Genomic DNA, 14,473 nt, shown 5'->3' with positions numbered 1-14,473 from the left:
CGGCGGCGGCGCGGCGGGCGAGGGCGGGGGCGCGTCGGCGCGCTGGGCCGGGACGCCGCCCGTCGGGCGGGGCGGATCGGCCGGCGCGGCGACGATGGTGCGCGGCTCGCGCTCGCAGGCGGCGAGCGCAAAGGCGAGGGCGACGGGGAGGAGCGCGCGGGGGATCATCGGTGGGGCTCGAGGCGAGGCGGAGCCGGAGCGGCCCCGCAGCCACATTCACATGGGGTAAACTCCGATCGGCACCACGTCGCCCGGCGGCGCGGCCGCGAGGAGCCGGGCGACGGTCTGGCCGGTGCCGGGCACGACCCGGTCCGGGCAGAGCTCGGCGAGGGGCGCGAGCACGAAGCGGCGCGTGATGAGCCCCGGGTGTGGCACCAGGAGCTCGGGCGTGCGGATCACCTGGTCGCCCAGGAGCAGGAGGTCGAGATCGAGCGTGCGGGCCGCCCAGCGGACGCCGGTGCGGCGCCGGCCGCAGGTGCGCTCGACCCGCTGGAGCGCCTCGAGGAGCGCGGGCGCGGGCAGCTCCGCCTCGAGCTCCAGCACCGCGTTGAGGTAGCGGGGCTGCGGCGGCCCGACCGGCGCGGTGTCGAACACGCGCGAGCCGCGCAGCACCGCGACTCGCGGCTCGGTCCGGAGCGCCCGCGCGGCGTGCGCGAGGTGCCCCCAGCGGTCGCCGAGGTTCGTGCCGACGGCCACGTAGGCGCGCATGCGCCTGCCCTAACACGCCGCCTGGGCTCAGACCACGGGATTGCGGAGCACCCCGATCCCGGCGATGTCCACCTCGACCCAGTCCCCGCGCCGGATGGGCCCCACGCCCTCGGGGGTGCCGGTGGCGACGACGTCGCCCGGCAGGAGCGTCATCACCTGGGAGATGAACGCGAGGAGCGCGAACGGGTCGACGGTCATGTCCCGCGTCGAGCCGCGCTGCCGCTCGGCGCCGTTGACCCGGCAGACGACGGGGAGATCGAGCGGGTCGAGCGACGTCTCGACGAACGGGCCGATCGGGCAGAAGGTGTCGAAGCCCTTCGCGCGGGTGAACTGCTTCTCCTCCCGCTGGATGTCACGCGCCGTGACGTCGTTCAGGCAGCTGTACCCGAACACGGCGCCGCGCGCCTCGGCGGCCGTGGCGCGCGAGAGCGGCCGCGCGACCACGACGGCGAGCTCCGCCTCGTGGTGCACCTCGCTCGACTGCTCCGGGCAGCGGATCGCCTCCTGCGGACCGACGACCGAGGTCGGGGGCTTCAGGAAGAGGAGCGGCTGCGCGGGGAGCTCGTTGCCGAGCTCGCGCGCGTGGGCGCGGTAGTTCCGCCCGACGCAGACGATCTTGGACGGCTCCACGGGCGCGAGCAGGGTCACCTCGGCGAGCGGGAGCGCCCGCCCCTCGGGGAGCCCGCCTGCCCACGGCGCGGCGTTCAGCGGCCGGACCTCGCCGCCCTCGACGACGCCGTAGCGATCCTGCCCCCGGTGCCGGAAGCGGCAGATCCTCACCTCGAGCTCCGCAGCTCGAGCACGTCGGCCATGTCGTAGAGACCGGCCGGCCGCCCCGCGACCCAGTGCGCCGCCCGCACCGCGCCCCGCGCGAACTGCTCGCGGCTCGTCGCCCGGTGGGTGAGCTCGAGGCGCTCGCCCTCGCCGCAGAAGAACACCGTGTGCTCGCCGACGACGTCGCCGCCGCGCAAGGTCTGGATGCCGATCTGCCAGGGCGGGCGCTCGCCGAGGATGCCGTGGCGCGTGTACGCGAGCGCGTCGGCCGGATCGCGATCGAGCGCCCGCGCGGCGACCTCGCCGAGCGCGACCGCCGTCCCGGAGGGCGCGTCGCGCTTCCGCTTGTGGTGGATCTCGACGATCTCGACGTCGTAGGCGTCGCCCAGCGTCTTCGCGGCCTGGCGCACGAGCTCGAACAGCACGTTCACGCCCACGCTCATGTTGGGCGAGAGGACGATCGGGACCTTCCGCGCCGCGGCCGCGACACGCGCCTTCGCCTCCGGGGTGAAGCCGGTCGAGCCGATGACGAGCGCGACGCCCTTCTCCGCGCAGACCTCGGCGTTGCGCGCCGACGCCTCGTGGCTCGTGAAGTCGATCACCACGTCCGCGCCGGCGATCGCCGCGGCGAGATCCTCGGCGACCGCGACCCCGAGCGGCGGGAGCCCCGCGAGCGTACCGGCGTCCTGGCCGGCGTGCCCGGGCCGCTCCACCGCGCCGGAGAGCTTCAGCCCCTCGTCGCCGGCCACGAGGCGGACGATCTGCGTCCCCATCCGCCCGGCGGCGCCGGTCACGACCACTCTCACCATCACCCTTCCTCCGGCCCGCGAGGGCCTCACGTCACGCGAGCTTCAGCCCGAACCGCGTCATCGCCTCGCGCACCCTGGCGAGGCTCGCCTCGGAGATGGGCGCGAGCGGGAGCCTGAGCTCGGGGCTCGCCCGGCCGAGGAGCGCCACCCCCGCCTTCACGGGCCCGGGGCTCGTCTCGACGAACAGCGCCCGGTTGAGGTCGGCCATCCGGACCTGCAGGTCGAGCGCGCGGCCGAAGTCGCCGGCCCGCGCCGCGACCACGAGGTCCTTCATCGCGCGCGGCGCGATGTTGGAGATCACCGAGATGACGCCGTGGCCCCCGCAGGCGATGTAGGGCAGCACGGTGAAGTCGTCGCCGGAGAGGAAGGCGATCGCGTCCTTGCCGATCCGCTCCACGAGCTGGACCTGCCGGTCCATGCTCGCGGTCGCCTCCTTGATGCCGACGATGGCGCCCGCCTTCGCGAGGCGCGCCACGGTCTCGGGTCCCATGTCGACGGAGGTCCGGCCCGGCACGTTGTAGGCGATGACCGGGAAGCGGCTCGCCTCCCAGATCGCCTGGTAGTGCTGGTACAGCCCCTCCGGCGTCGGCTTGTTGTAGTAGGGCGTGACGACGAGGGCGGCGTCCGCGCCGAGCGCCTTCGCGGCCTTGACGCCCTCGATCGCCTCGTGGGTCGCGTTCGAGCCGGCCCCGGCGATGACGAGGGCCCGGCCGCGGACGACCTCCACGACCGCGCGGACGACCTCGGCGCGCTCGGCGGGGGTGAGCGTGGCCCCCTCGCCGGTGGTGCCGCAGGGCACGATGCCGTCCGTGCCCTCCGCGATCTGCCACTCGGTCAGCTCGCGCAGGGCGCGGAGATCGACCGCGCCGTCCTTCATCGGGGTGACGATGGCCACCATCGAGCCTTCGAGACGCGGCATGCGGCTTTGACCTCGGCGAGGGGAGAGAGGCGAAAAATGTATCCGATCCGGTCGGAGGCGGAAACCGGCGCGGTGGCGCCGGCCTCACGCGGCGGGGCGACCGCTCATACCCGCTCGGGCGCGGGCGCCGGCTCCTCGCCGCGGACGAGGTCCGCGTAGGTCTCGCGGCGGCGGGCCAGGAACGCCCGATCTCCCTCCACGAGCACCTCGGCGGCCCGCGGCCGCGCGTTGTAGTTCGACGACATCGCGAACCCGTAGGCGCCTGCGGAGCGGACGGCGAGGAGGTCGCCCGGCACGGGCTCGCGCATGCGGCGCTTGCGGGCGAGGAAGTCCGACGACTCGCAGATCGGCCCCACCACGTCGGCCACGATCTCGCGCTCGCCCTCGCGGGGGCGGCCGACGGGCTCGAGGTCGTGGTGCGCCTCGTAGAAGGCCGGGCGCACGAGGTCGTTCATGGCGGCGTCCACCACCACGAACGTCTTGCGGCCGCTCCGCTTCACGTGGAGCACGCGGGTGACGAGCACGCCGGCGTTGCCGACGAGCACGCGGCCCGGCTCGAGCAGCACCTCGCCCTTCCAGCGGGCGAGCGCCTTGCGGATGGCGGCCCCGTACTCGTCGGGGTGCGGCGGGTCCTCGTCCTTGTAGCGGATGCCGAGCCCGCCCCCCACGTCGAGGTGCGCGAGGGGGATCCCCTGCTTCTCGAGCTCGCGCGCGAGCGCGAGGACGCGGTCGATCGCGTCGAGGAACGGCTTCACGCTCGTGATCTGCGAGCCGATGTGGGAGGCGACGCCCACCACGTGGAGCGCCTCGTCCTTCGCGGCGAGCGGGTAGAGCCGCCGCGCCTCCTCGACCGAGACGCCGAACTTGTTCTCGCGGAGCCCGGTCGAGATGTACGGGTGCGTCTTGGGATCGACGTCCGGGTTCACGCGGAGCGCGATGGGCGCGCGGACGCCCATGCGCCGCGCCACGATCGAGACGCGCGCGAGCTCGCCCGCGCTCTCCACGTTGAGCACGCGCACGCCGGACTCGAGCGCGAAGGCGATCTCGTCGTCGCGCTTGCCGACGCCGCTGAACACCACCTTGCGCGGGTCGCCGCCCGCCTTGAGGACGCGGTACAGCTCGCCGGCCGACACGATGTCGAACCCGGAGCCGAGCTTCGCGAAGCGCGCGAGCAGCGCGAGGTTCGCGTTCGCCTTCACGGCGTAGCACACGACGTGGCGGATGCCGGCGAGCGAGCGGTGCAGCACCTTCCAGTGCCGCGTGAGCGTCGCCGTCGAGTAGACGTACAGCGGCGTGCCGTAGCGCTCCGCGAGCCGCTCGAGCGGGATCGCCTCCGCGTGCAGGACGCCCTTCTTGCGCTGGAAGTGGTTCATGGGCAGGGCTGCGCGCCGGGCGCGCCGTCGGTCGAGGTCGGGGCCGAGGTCGGGTTCGGGGGCGAGGTCGGATCCGGCGCCGAGGCGGGGGACGTCGCCGGGGTCGGGGGCGGCGCGGTCTGCTCGCGCTCGATCCCGGGCGGCCGCGGAGGCGCCTTCACGCCGCAGCCGGCCAGGAAGGCGGCGACGCCGAGCGCGCCGAGGCGGCTCACCGCGGCTCCTTCGCGAGCGCCTTCTCCCAGCGGGCGAGCTGGCGCGCCACCTGCTTCGGCCCGGGGGCGCCGGGGAGCTCCCGGCGGGCGAGGCTCCTCCGCGCGTCGAAGCAGCGGAGCACGTCCTTCTCGAACGCGGGGTGGAAGCGGCGCCACTCCTCGGCGGTGAGCTTCGCGAGCGGTCGGCGCTCGGCGGAGGAGAACGCCGCCGCCTTGCCGACCGCCTCGTGCGCCTCGCGGAACGGCACCCCGCGCTCGACCAGGTACTCGGCCGCGTCGGTCGCGAGCGCCTCGCCGGAGCCGAGCGCCTCCTCCATCCGATCGGCGTGGAACGTGGCCGTCTCGATCGCGCCCGCGACCGCGTCGGCGGTGAGGACGAGCGCCTCGGGGCCGCCGATGAGGGGCCGCTTGTCCTCCTGCATGTCCCGGTTGTACGAGAGCGGCAGGCTCTTCACGATGGCGAGCAGCGCGACGAGGTCGCCGATCGCGCGCCCTGCCCGGCCGCGCGCGAGCTCGCCCACGTCGGGGTTCTTCTTCTGCGGCATGAGCGACGAGCCGGTCGCGAAGGCGTCGGCGAGCGACATGAAGCCGAACTCCTTCGTGGTCCAGAGCACGATCTCCTCGCCGACGCGGGAGAGGTGCACCGCCGCGAGGGCGCAGGCGAAGAGGAGCTCGATGGCGCTGTCGCGGTCCGACACGGCGTCGAGCGAGTTCTGCGTCACGCCGGCGAGGCCGAGCGCCCGCGCGGTGGCCTCGCGGTCGAGCGGCAGCGTCGTGCCGGCGAGCGCGCCCGAGCCGAGCGGCGACACCGCCGCGCGGCGGCGGACGTCGGCGAGCCTGTCGCGATCCCGCGCGAACGCCTCGACGTGGGCGAGGAGGTGGTGCGCGAGGGAGACGGGCTGCGCGCGCTGCAGGTGCGTGTAGCCGGGGAGGATGGTCTTCTCGTGCTCGCGCGCGCGGGTGACGAGCGCGCGCTGGAGCCGCCCGAGCGCGGCGTCGCAGCGGTCGCAGGCGCCGACGATGAAGAGCCGCTCGTCGAGCGCGACCTGATCGTTCCGGCTGCGGCCGGCGTGGAGGTAGCCCGCGTCCGCGCCGACGAGCTCGCCGAGCCGCCGCTCCACGTGGGTGTGCACGTCCTCGAGGGCCGGGTCGAGCCGGATCTTGCCGGCGGCGAACTCCTCGCGGACCTGATCCAGGGCGGCCACGATGCGGCGCGCCGCCGCCTTCGGGACGATCCCCCGCTCGGCGAGCATGGTCACGTGGGCCTGGCTGCCCCGGATGTCCTCGGCGTAGAGCGCGCCGTCGTCCTGGATCGAGACGGAGAGCGCGACGAGGCGCGGATCGGCCTCGCCCGCGAGCGCGGCGCGGGACACGGGCTTCGACTTCGTCTTTGGGCTCATCGGGGTCGGCGACGCTAGCACACCCGCGCTGCCCCAGGAATCCCTGCGATTTCCCCTGGCTCGCACGCAAGAGCGCGGCGAGCATCGCGCCCGGAAACCCGACCCGAAGACGACGAGGAGACCTGCGAATGGCGAGCGAGATGATCGTGACCTTCCCCGGGAACAAGAAGGTCGACACCCAGATCGGCAAGCACGTGATCCGCACCGATCAGCCCGCCTCGGGCGGCGGCGAGGACTCCGCCCCCGCGCCGTTCGGGCTGTTCCTCGCGGCCATCGGCACCTGCGCCGGGATCTACGTCCTCGGCTTCTGCCAGAAGCGCGAGCTGCCCACCGACGGCATCCGGATCCGCCAGCGGAACCACTTCGACGAGGAGACCGGGGTGCTCGCGCGGGTGGAGCTCGACATCGAGGTCCCGCCGAGCTTCCCGGAGAAGTACCGCGACGCGCTCGTGCGCGTGGCCGATCAGTGCGCCGTGAAGAAGGCGATCCAGGCCCAGCCGCGGTTCGACGTGCGCACCGTCGTCGCCGGCTGACCGGGAGGCCGCTCGTCACGGCGAGATTCGAGCCCGCTGGACGCAGGCCGTCGCGCGTCCCGTCGGTTAGCGCGAGGGGCGAAGCCCCTCCGGCGGGGAACGGTCGCGAACCCGCGACAGCGGGCGCGACCGTTCACGGGCCCCGCCGAGCAGGGGTGGGGCCCCCGGCGGCGGCGGTCAGTCGCCGGCGGGGGCGGGGGCGCAGCCCCCGTTCAGACACCGCCGGGCGTGCCTGCTTCGCGGGGTCCCCTCTAGAACTTCGCGACGAGCCCGAACGCGAGGAGGTGGGCGCGGGAGAGCTCGCCCGGCCCGAACGCGCCGAACGGCTCCAGGATGCCGTACTGCCCGTAGGCCTGGAAGCCGGCGCCCGAGGTGTACGTGAGCATCGTGTCCGCCTCGAGCCCGAGCCGGTTCGTGCCGGTGCCCGGCCCCGTCGAGCTCGGGGTCGACTCCGCAGAGATGGCCTGCGAGTAGACGAGCTGCGCGTCGAGCGCGAGGCCCGGGAACATGTCCCAGCGGATCTTCGGCTTCACGTACCAGGCGTCGGTCACCTGCCCGAGGATGCGGCTGAACAGGATGAGGTCGACCTTGTAGGCCGGGTTGAACCGGAAGTTGCGGATGCTCCGGTCGTTCGTGCCGTTGAACTGGGGGCCCTCGAAGGTGCCGTAGCCGGGGAGCGAGCCGTCCGCGTTGAAGCGGCTCGGGATGTTGCCGAAGCCCGGCGCGTCGTCGCCGCTGGCCGCGCCGAACTCGCCGCGGAGGGTGACCTTGTTCGGGATGGCCTTGTACTCGGTGACGAGGCTGCCGCCCCACTGGCGCAGCTCCACCCGCGAGACCGGCTTGACGGTGAGCGTCGGGTCGGTGTCGGAGGCGGGACCGACCGTGAACGCCTGGCCGATGTGGCCGTAGACGCCGACCGCCTCGGCCTCCACGCGCCAGCGCTGCGTGAGCACGCGCACCCAGAGGTCGAGGACGTGGCCGTAGCTGCGGCGCCGGCCGACGGCGAGCGAGGAGGACGGGTCGAGCTCCGCGCCGAAGCCGTCCTGCGCCCAGGCCGGGATCGAGTCCCGCTGCGTCCGGTAGTTGTAGTAGGCGCCGAAGTTGAACGAGGACTCGTTCCGGTCGAGCTTGCGCCGGATCTCGTCGTCGGTGTCGACGCGCGCGGCCTTCACGGCCCAGGTGCGTGCGTCGTCGGAGGAGTCGGCGTCGAACGGCTGGCCGACGCCCGCGCCGAAGCGCGGATCCGGGCGCAGCGCGCCCTCCGTCTCGAAGTCGAGGATGGGGACGAGCGTCAGCGCGCCGATGGGCGTCTGCACGGGCGGGAGCGCGAACTGGATGCGGTCGACCGTGTCGCCGTAGTCCTCGTCGACGCCGCCGCCCGCGTTCGTGAGGAGCCCGAGCCCCCACTCGGACGGCATGCGGCCGAAGCTGAGCAGGCCGACCGGCGTCTGCACCTCACCCCACACCCGCTTCGGCAGGATCGGGTCGCGATCGGCGGTGGGGTCGTTCGGGTAGAGCTGGCGGGTGCTGCCGTAGAACTGCGCCGGGAAGGGGCTGTACGGATCGTCGAAGAGCTTGCTCGTCGAGGAGCCCAGCACGTAGTTGTCGAGCACGTCGATCTGCGCGCGGACCCGGACGAGCTCGGAGACGTTCAGCGTCGGCTCGAGGCGGAGCCGCATGTTCGCGGTCGCGATCGTGCCGCGCGTGGGCCGGACGCCGGCGGTGGGGTCGGGGTTGAAGACCGGGACCGGGTACAGGTAGTGGCCCGACGCGTCGGGCGCGCGGCCGAGGGCGAGATCGTCGGAGAGCTGCCCGCGCACGCGGTAGTAGCCGTCGAGCTCGAAGAACTCGAGCTTCGGTCCCTCGGCGACGGTGCCCATGAACTCCGCCGCCGACTGGGCGCCCTGGATCTCGGCGCGGACCTCGTCGCGGAGGTCCTCCTTCAGCCGCTCGACCTCGCGCTGGATCGCGGCCTTGGTCTCGGGCGGCAGGTCCGTCGCGGGCTTTTCGGTGCCCTTCGTCTCCTCCGGCTTCTTGTCGTCCTGCGCGCGCGCCGCGCCGGCGAGGAGGAGGAGTGCCGCGAGGGCGGCGAGCAGACGGGACATGCAGGTGACCCCTTGAAAGGAGGGCAGGACGAAACGCGGTGATACAACACGCGTTCCCGCGGTCGGTCAACCCCGATGACGGAGCGCGGCCCGAGGGGCCGCGGGGAATGCGCCGCAGGCCTCCAGGAGATCCGAGGCGCAGGAGCCCGGGCCCGGAGAACGCCTCGCGGACGCGCGCCGGGGCGCACGGACCCGAGGGCCTTCGAGTCAGGCGCGCGCCGCGGGCGCGAGGAGCGAGGACGCCCCCCGGCGGCGGGACCGGGAGCGCGCGCCGATCAGCGGTGCTCGCCGCCGCCCTGCTTCAGCTCGACGAGCACCCCCCGGCTGCCCTTCGGGTGGACGAACGCGACCTTCGAGCCGCCCGCGCCGGGACGCGGCTTCTCGTCGAGCAGCGGCGCGCCCTGCGCGCGCAGCGCCGCCATCGCCTGCTCGATGTCGGGCACCTCGAGGCACACGTGGTGCAGCCCCTCCCCGCGCTTCTCGATCGCCTTCGCCATCGGGCTGCTCGGGCCGGAGGGCGAGACGAGCTCGATGCGCCCCGCGCCGTGGCCGAAGATCGCGACCCGCACCTGCTCGGTGGGGACCTCCTCCACCTCGGCGAGCTCGAGGCCGTAGACGTCGCGGTACAGCCGGATCGCGGCGTCGAGGTCGGCGACGAGGATGGCGACGTGGTCGAGCCCGTTCATGAGGCCTCCGTGCGCCTCGCGGCGCCGCGAGCGAGCGGCGCGGCGCCCGGCATGAGCGGCCTTCGGCGCGAGGGAGGTGGGATGATAGCGCATGGCGCCGCCCGCCCGGACGAGGGGCGGGGGCGAGCGGCGTCACTTCCCGGACTTCACCTCGACCCCGAGGACCTTCAGCGCGCCGAGGAGTCCGACGGTGTCGACCTGGGGTCCGGACCCGAGCGCGAGGTGCGTCGCGTCGGCGACGGGCTGGCCGAAGGTGGGGTCCATCGCGATCCACTCGCCCGCGCTCCGCACCTCCACCCAGGCGTGCCAGTAGAGCGCGTCCTGCCCGTCCTCGTAGCGCGCGTAGACGAGCCCGTGCACCGCGCGCGCCGGGATCCCGAGCGCGCGCGCGAGCGCGACGAGGAGCACGCTGTGCTCGGTGCAGTCGCCGCGGCCGGCGGCGAGCACGTCGCTCGCGCGGTCGTGGCTCGCGCCGTACGCCTTCTCGAGCCGGCGGTACACGTCCTCGGAGAGGAGCTGGGCCGCCGCGTACGCGCCGGGCGCGTTCCCGGCGACCTTCTTCGCGAGCGCCGCGATGGCCGGCTCGTCGGAGTCGGCCTGCGGCGACGGGGCGAGATCGTCGGCGCTCGCGCCCTGGGCGGCGCGGGCGAGGGGGGTGTCCTTCTTCGGGTCGGCGGCGAGCGGCGGGCGCACCGCCACGGTGAGCAGCGTCTCCCCGGCGCGGCCGCGCCCGAAGCGCTGGCGCGCGTCGCCCTTCTGGAAGGAGGGCGGCAGCCCGGCGAGGCGGTAGACGATCGTCGCCGGGACGCCGCGCGGCAGCGGGCGCGGCAGCGGGACGCGCGCGAGCGCGAAGAGGTCCACCTGGTCCAGGCTGCGAGCGGTCTCCTCCGGCTCGGGCCGCGCCACGATCGCCTCGCCGAGCCGGATCTCCACCACCCGCCCGTCGTCCGCGACGCGGTACTCGGCCGCGAGCCGGTCGCCCGCCTCCGACTCGGCCACGACCGACACCTCCTCCTGCACGCCGCCGCCGGCGATGGTCTCGCGCCGGAGGAAGACGTCCTGCATCTCCTTCACGCGCAGCTTCTCGAGGTCGAGCTGCTTGCCGCGCACCGTCCCGCGCCGCGCCGCCGCGAGCCGCACGCCGTCCGCGAGCTCCGCGGTCTCGGTGACGCCCTCGACGGTGCGCTCCTGCCGGCCGGCGGGCGTCTCCTCGACGAGCCTGCACACCGCGCGCGCGCAGGTGCCGGACACCGTCCGGTCGCCGCCGTCGCCCGCCCACACCGCGCGGACGGCCACGAGCGGCCCCTGGTGCCGCGCCTCGTAGACGCGCTCCTCCTCCTGGCGGCGCTCCACCGTCTTGCCGCCGACGTTCGCGCGCACGAGCGTCTCGCTGCGGCCGACGAGGACGTCCTTGCCGTCGCGCAGCTCGCGCGCGAGCTGGACCTTCGTGAAGCCGGCCTTCTTGCCCACGAGGTACAGGCCGAACCACTCCGGGCCGGGGGGCCTCGGGACGCTCAGCGCGTCCGGGAGCGCCGCGGCGCCGGCGGCGAGCTCTCCGCGGGGCGGGCGCGGGGGCTTCGCGGCCGCGGCCCGCTGCTCGGGGCAGCCCGCGAGCACGAGGGCGAGCGCGGCGGCGCCGGCGGCGAGGAGGTGCGTTCTCATGGTGCGTGTCCTTCCTTCGGAGAGGCGTTCTACCAGAAAGCCGGAGGATCCAACGGGGCTGCGCCCCGCCCCGCCGACGGATGGCGCCTCGGTGTTTCCGAATGGCCTGCCGGCTAGCTGGCGCCCGGGAGGACCGCCTCCGGCCGAGGTACCCAGCGCGTCACGAGCCGCGCGAGCTCCTTCTCGTCCTCCTCGCGCACGATGGCGTGCGCGTACCGGCCCTCGCCCGCGGTTGCGAGGCGCGAGAGGATGGCGCTGCCGTAGTGCGCCTCGGCGAGGAACTGCACCTCGAGGTCGGCGAGCCGCCGGGCGCGGAACACCTCGCGCGGCACCACCTCCTGCGCCCAGGTCGGATAGCTCGTGTTCGTCACGTGCATGTTCACGTCGATGTCGCCGTAGCGCACGTGGAACCGCTTCTGGTGCTCCCACTCGCGGAGCTCGGGGAGCCTGCCGGGCTCGAGGGTGAGCACCGGCGCCGAGGGCTCGCGCGGGAAGCGCGCGTCGAGCACGTCGGCGGGCCGCACCGGCCGCCGCGTGGCGAGGTCGAGCACGAACCACTGGGTGGTCGCGCGCGCGACCTCGGCGCCGTCCGCGCGGCGCACGACGAAGTCGCGCAGCGCGGCGAGCCGGTCGATGCCCGCGGGCCAGGTCTCGATCTCGAGCCGGTCGCCGAGGACGATGGGCACCGGGTTCTCGATGCGCTGGCGGGCGAGCACCCAGGTGAGCCCGCGCGGCATGAGCACGTCGAGCCCGACCCCGAGCGCGGCCGCGTGCTGCCCGGCGACCTCCTGCAGGTAGCCGGACAGGGCGGCGATCGCGATGGTCCCGAAGGCGTCCACCTCGTAGGTGTGGACGCCGAAGCGCTGGCGGTGGGTCTGCATGGCGCTACAGGCTAGCGCCGAACCGGACCGAGGTGAGGATCGCGTCGATGCGTCCCGTGTCCTCCGGCTCGGGATCGGCCTTGGAGACCTGCACGTTCACGCACACGCCCTCGCGCCAGAGGAAGAGGTGGGCGTGCTGCTGGCGGATCTTCCGGCCGCGCAGCTCGTCCAGCACGTAGGCGGCGCGCGCCCCTCCGCTCGCGTCGGACAGCGCGAGCTCCCGCAGGTCGGGCGCGCTCTTCCGGATCCGCTCGAGGATGCGCTCGCGGCAGGCGCCGGCGTCGGCGGCCCCGTGCGCGTCGCGCAGGGTCACCGACGCGACGAGGCCGCTCTGCGGATGGCGTCCGAGCACGAGCACGCCCTCCCCGTCCTCGGCGGGCCGCGGCTCGAACATCTCGAAGCCGGGGAGGTCCACCAGCACGGTGAACGCGCGGCCCGGATAGGCGACCGAGAGCGGCTCGGTCTCGGCCTCGGGATCGGGCGTGAAGCGCATCGCGCCGCTCTTCGGGGCGGCGGGGCTCCCGCCGGCGGACGCCGGGACGTGCCGCGCGCCGCGGACGACCTCGAGCACCGCCTCGCGCTGCGGTCCGGGCGCGTTGTCGAGCAAGGTGAAGGCGAGGATCATGTCGCCGACCGCGGCCGCGCCCTGCAGGAGGTGACGCCACTCGCCCTCGCCCGGCTCCCGGGCGGCGAACGCCTTGTCGGTCGCCGCGAACCAGTAGCCGTGCACCCCGCGCTCGCCGCGCAGCTCGTGCAGCGCGATCTCCTGCTCGACGCTCGTGGCGAGCGCCTTGCGGCGGGCGAGCTCGGCGAGGAGCTGCGCGGTGTCGCCCTGCGCGTCCGCGCCGAACGCCTCGGGGCTCGCGGGCGCCTCCTCGGCGGTCGGCGGGGGGTTCCAGAAGGGCGTGAGCAGCACCATGAACCCGCCGCCCGCCTTCGCGTCGCGCGGCTCGAGGCGGACGGTGAGCGCGATCGGCTCCTCGCCCTCCGCCGAGCTCGCCTTCCAGCCGGGCGGGAGTGCGATCTCCAGCTCGCCGTGCCCCGACACCTCGAAGCGCTGCCGGGACGGGGGCGCCGCGCCGCCGCGCCGGCCGGCGCAGGCGCCGAGCGAAAGCGCGACGGCGAGGCCGAGCACGAGCGCGGCGCGTCCGGTCGCGCGGTGGCGAGGCGTGGTCAATTCATCCCTTCCCTGCCGCCCTTCTAGCGTTTCCCGCTCTCCCATGCGAGCGACGCCCCGGGGAGTCCCGCGCGGCCTGCGGACGCTCGCGCGCGAGAGCCCAGGTGGGCCATCATGCGGCCGTGAAGCGGACCGCCGCCGCCGCGCTGCGCAACCGCGAGGCGATCGCCTCGGCACTCCGGGGCGTCCTGCCGCCGCGCGGCCTCGTCCTCGAGCTCGGCAGCGGTACGGGCGAGCACGCGGTGTACCTCGCCCGGGCGTTCCCCTCCCTCGAGTGGCAGCCGTCCGATCCGGACCTGGAGGCGCGCGCGAGCATCCGCGCCTGGTCGGCCGAGGCCGGCCTCGCGAACCTGCTCGGGCCGCTCAACTACGACATCCGGCTCCCGCTCTGGCAGGCGCGCCCTGCGGACGCCGTGCTCTGCGTGAACGTGCTGCACGTCGCCCCGCCGGAGTGCGCCGAGGCGCTCTTCCGCGGCGCGGCGCGCGTCCTGCCGCCGGGGGGACCGCTCGCGGTGTACGGGCCGTTCCGGCGGCGCGGTGCCCCGCTCGAAGGCCGGCTCGCGCGGCTCGACGCGCAGCTCCGCGCGCACGACCCCGCGCTCGGCGTGCGGGAGCTCGAGGCGCTCGAGGCGCTCGCCGCCCGGCACGGCCTCGCGCTCGATGCGGTGGTGGCGATGCCGGAGGAGGGCGATCTCCTCGTCGTGTGGCGGCGCGGGTGACGGCGGGGGCTTGCTCGCCTACGGAAACCGCGCGTTGTGCCCCGCGAGCTCCGCGCAGGCCGCCGCGAGCGCGCGGGCATCGAGCCAGCCGCGCTCGAGGAAGTACTCGCCGATCCGGCGCTGCATGCGCCCCTGGCGGCCCACCGCGGTGAGGAGCTGGAGGCGCGTGAGGTAGCCCGTGCGGAGCGCGTACTCGCCGAACCGCTCGCCGGTCGCGCCCTCCGCGCGGCGGCGCGCGAGCACCGCGGCGACCGTGGCGGAGTCGAGGAACCCGAGCTCGACCGCGATCCGGCCGAGCGCCGGACGCTGCGCGCGCTGCCAGGCGATGGCCTCGACGAACGCGGACCAGGGGACGCGCCCCGAGTAGTAGAGGAGCTCGGCGAGCCGCAGGCGGCGGCGCGGGAGCGGCTCGCGGGCGGCGTAGGCGGAGCGCGGCGGCGCGGCGGGAGCGGCCTCGCGCGCGGTGGGCCGAGGCGGAGGGCCGCGCGGCGGCGGGCGAGGGGCGTCTCGAGGCG

The 14,473-nt window shown here is 75.0% G+C and carries 14 protein-coding genes and 1 pseudogene; 2 read left to right on the top strand and 13 right to left on the bottom strand.

What is annotated here, in order from left to right; genetic code table 11:
• Positions 1-216: 216 nt before the first annotated feature.
• The 7 genes from folK to argH all read right to left on the bottom strand — a co-directional run bounded on the left by folK (position 217) and on the right by argH (position 6,195).
• Positions 217-708, bottom strand: coding sequence for a 2-amino-4-hydroxy-6-hydroxymethyldihydropteridine diphosphokinase (gene folK, locus MNZ39_RS19880; RefSeq protein WP_242340825.1), 492 nt, complete (start codon positions 706-708; stop codon positions 217-219).
• 27 nt (positions 709-735) lie between these two features.
• A complete protein-coding gene (locus tag MNZ39_RS19875; protein WP_242340824.1) occupies positions 736-1,488 on the bottom strand; it encodes a fumarylacetoacetate hydrolase family protein in 753 nt (250 codons plus the stop codon).
• Positions 1,485-2,291 (bottom strand): 4-hydroxy-tetrahydrodipicolinate reductase, encoded by an 807-nt coding sequence (gene dapB / locus MNZ39_RS19870; protein ID WP_242340823.1) that lies wholly within the window; start codon positions 2,289-2,291, stop codon positions 1,485-1,487. Before dapB ends, MNZ39_RS19875 begins: the two co-directional genes overlap by 4 nt.
• 31 nt (positions 2,292-2,322) lie before the next feature.
• Positions 2,323-3,210 (bottom strand): 4-hydroxy-tetrahydrodipicolinate synthase, encoded by an 888-nt coding sequence (gene dapA / locus MNZ39_RS19865; protein ID WP_242340822.1) that lies wholly within the window; start codon positions 3,208-3,210, stop codon positions 2,323-2,325.
• Positions 3,211-3,314: 104 nt separating this feature from the next.
• Positions 3,315-4,583 (bottom strand): diaminopimelate decarboxylase, encoded by a 1,269-nt coding sequence (gene lysA / locus MNZ39_RS19860; RefSeq protein ID WP_242340821.1) that lies wholly within the window; start codon positions 4,581-4,583, stop codon positions 3,315-3,317.
• The gene (locus tag MNZ39_RS19855) at positions 4,580-4,795 is read right to left on the bottom strand and encodes a hypothetical protein (RefSeq protein ID WP_242340820.1); all 216 of its coding nucleotides are present in this window, start codon (positions 4,793-4,795) and stop codon (positions 4,580-4,582) included. Before MNZ39_RS19855 ends, lysA begins: the two co-directional genes overlap by 4 nt.
• The gene (gene argH / locus MNZ39_RS19850) at positions 4,792-6,195 is read right to left on the bottom strand and encodes an argininosuccinate lyase (protein WP_242340819.1); all 1,404 of its coding nucleotides are present in this window, start codon (positions 6,193-6,195) and stop codon (positions 4,792-4,794) included. The genes MNZ39_RS19855 and argH overlap by 4 nt, the downstream gene beginning before the upstream one ends.
• Positions 6,196-6,323: 128 nt before the next feature.
• On the opposite strand from argH, the gene MNZ39_RS19845 reads away from it, so the two are divergent.
• Positions 6,324-6,728, top strand: a complete 405-nt coding sequence (locus MNZ39_RS19845) for an OsmC family protein (RefSeq protein ID WP_242340818.1) — start codon at positions 6,324-6,326, stop codon at positions 6,726-6,728.
• A 251-nt stretch (positions 6,729-6,979) separates the two neighbouring features.
• On the opposite strand, the gene MNZ39_RS19840 is transcribed toward MNZ39_RS19845, so the two are convergent.
• The 5 genes from MNZ39_RS19840 to MNZ39_RS19820 all read right to left on the bottom strand — a co-directional run bounded on the left by MNZ39_RS19840 (position 6,980) and on the right by MNZ39_RS19820 (position 13,239).
• The gene (locus tag MNZ39_RS19840; RefSeq protein ID WP_242340817.1) at positions 6,980-8,833 is read right to left on the bottom strand and encodes a TIGR04551 family protein; all 1,854 of its coding nucleotides are present in this window, start codon (positions 8,831-8,833) and stop codon (positions 6,980-6,982) included.
• Between the two features lie 275 nt (positions 8,834-9,108).
• On the bottom strand, positions 9,109-9,519 hold the full coding sequence (mce, locus tag MNZ39_RS19835; RefSeq protein ID WP_242340816.1) for a methylmalonyl-CoA epimerase: 411 nt from the start codon (positions 9,517-9,519) through the stop codon (positions 9,109-9,111).
• Positions 9,520-9,651: 132 nt separating this feature from the next.
• Positions 9,652-11,181, bottom strand: coding sequence for a transglutaminase family protein (locus MNZ39_RS19830; RefSeq protein WP_242340815.1), 1,530 nt, complete (start codon positions 11,179-11,181; stop codon positions 9,652-9,654).
• 113 nt (positions 11,182-11,294) lie between these two features.
• The gene (locus MNZ39_RS19825; protein WP_242340814.1) at positions 11,295-12,062 is read right to left on the bottom strand and encodes an acyl-[acyl-carrier-protein] thioesterase; all 768 of its coding nucleotides are present in this window, start codon (positions 12,060-12,062) and stop codon (positions 11,295-11,297) included.
• Positions 12,063-12,066: 4 nt separating this feature from the next.
• Positions 12,067-13,239, bottom strand: a complete 1,173-nt coding sequence (locus tag MNZ39_RS19820; RefSeq protein WP_242340813.1) for a hypothetical protein — start codon at positions 13,237-13,239, stop codon at positions 12,067-12,069.
• A 122-nt stretch (positions 13,240-13,361) separates the two neighbouring features.
• On the opposite strand from MNZ39_RS19820, the gene MNZ39_RS19815 reads away from it, so the two are divergent.
• The gene (locus MNZ39_RS19815; RefSeq protein ID WP_242340812.1) at positions 13,362-13,958 is read left to right on the top strand and encodes a DUF938 domain-containing protein; all 597 of its coding nucleotides are present in this window, start codon (positions 13,362-13,364) and stop codon (positions 13,956-13,958) included.
• Between the two features lie 18 nt (positions 13,959-13,976).
• On the opposite strand, the pseudogene MNZ39_RS19810 reads toward MNZ39_RS19815, so the two are convergent.
• Positions 13,977-14,473 (bottom strand): annotated as a pseudogene (locus tag MNZ39_RS19810) (molecular chaperone DnaJ); the annotation flags it as partial.

The organism is Anaeromyxobacter sp. SG66 (assembly GCF_022690805.1).
Lineage (GTDB): Bacteria > Myxococcota > Myxococcia > Myxococcales > Anaeromyxobacteraceae > Anaeromyxobacter > Anaeromyxobacter soli.
Note: the sequence above shows the minus strand (reverse complement) of the source record. Positions and strands in the feature narration are given on the sequence as shown.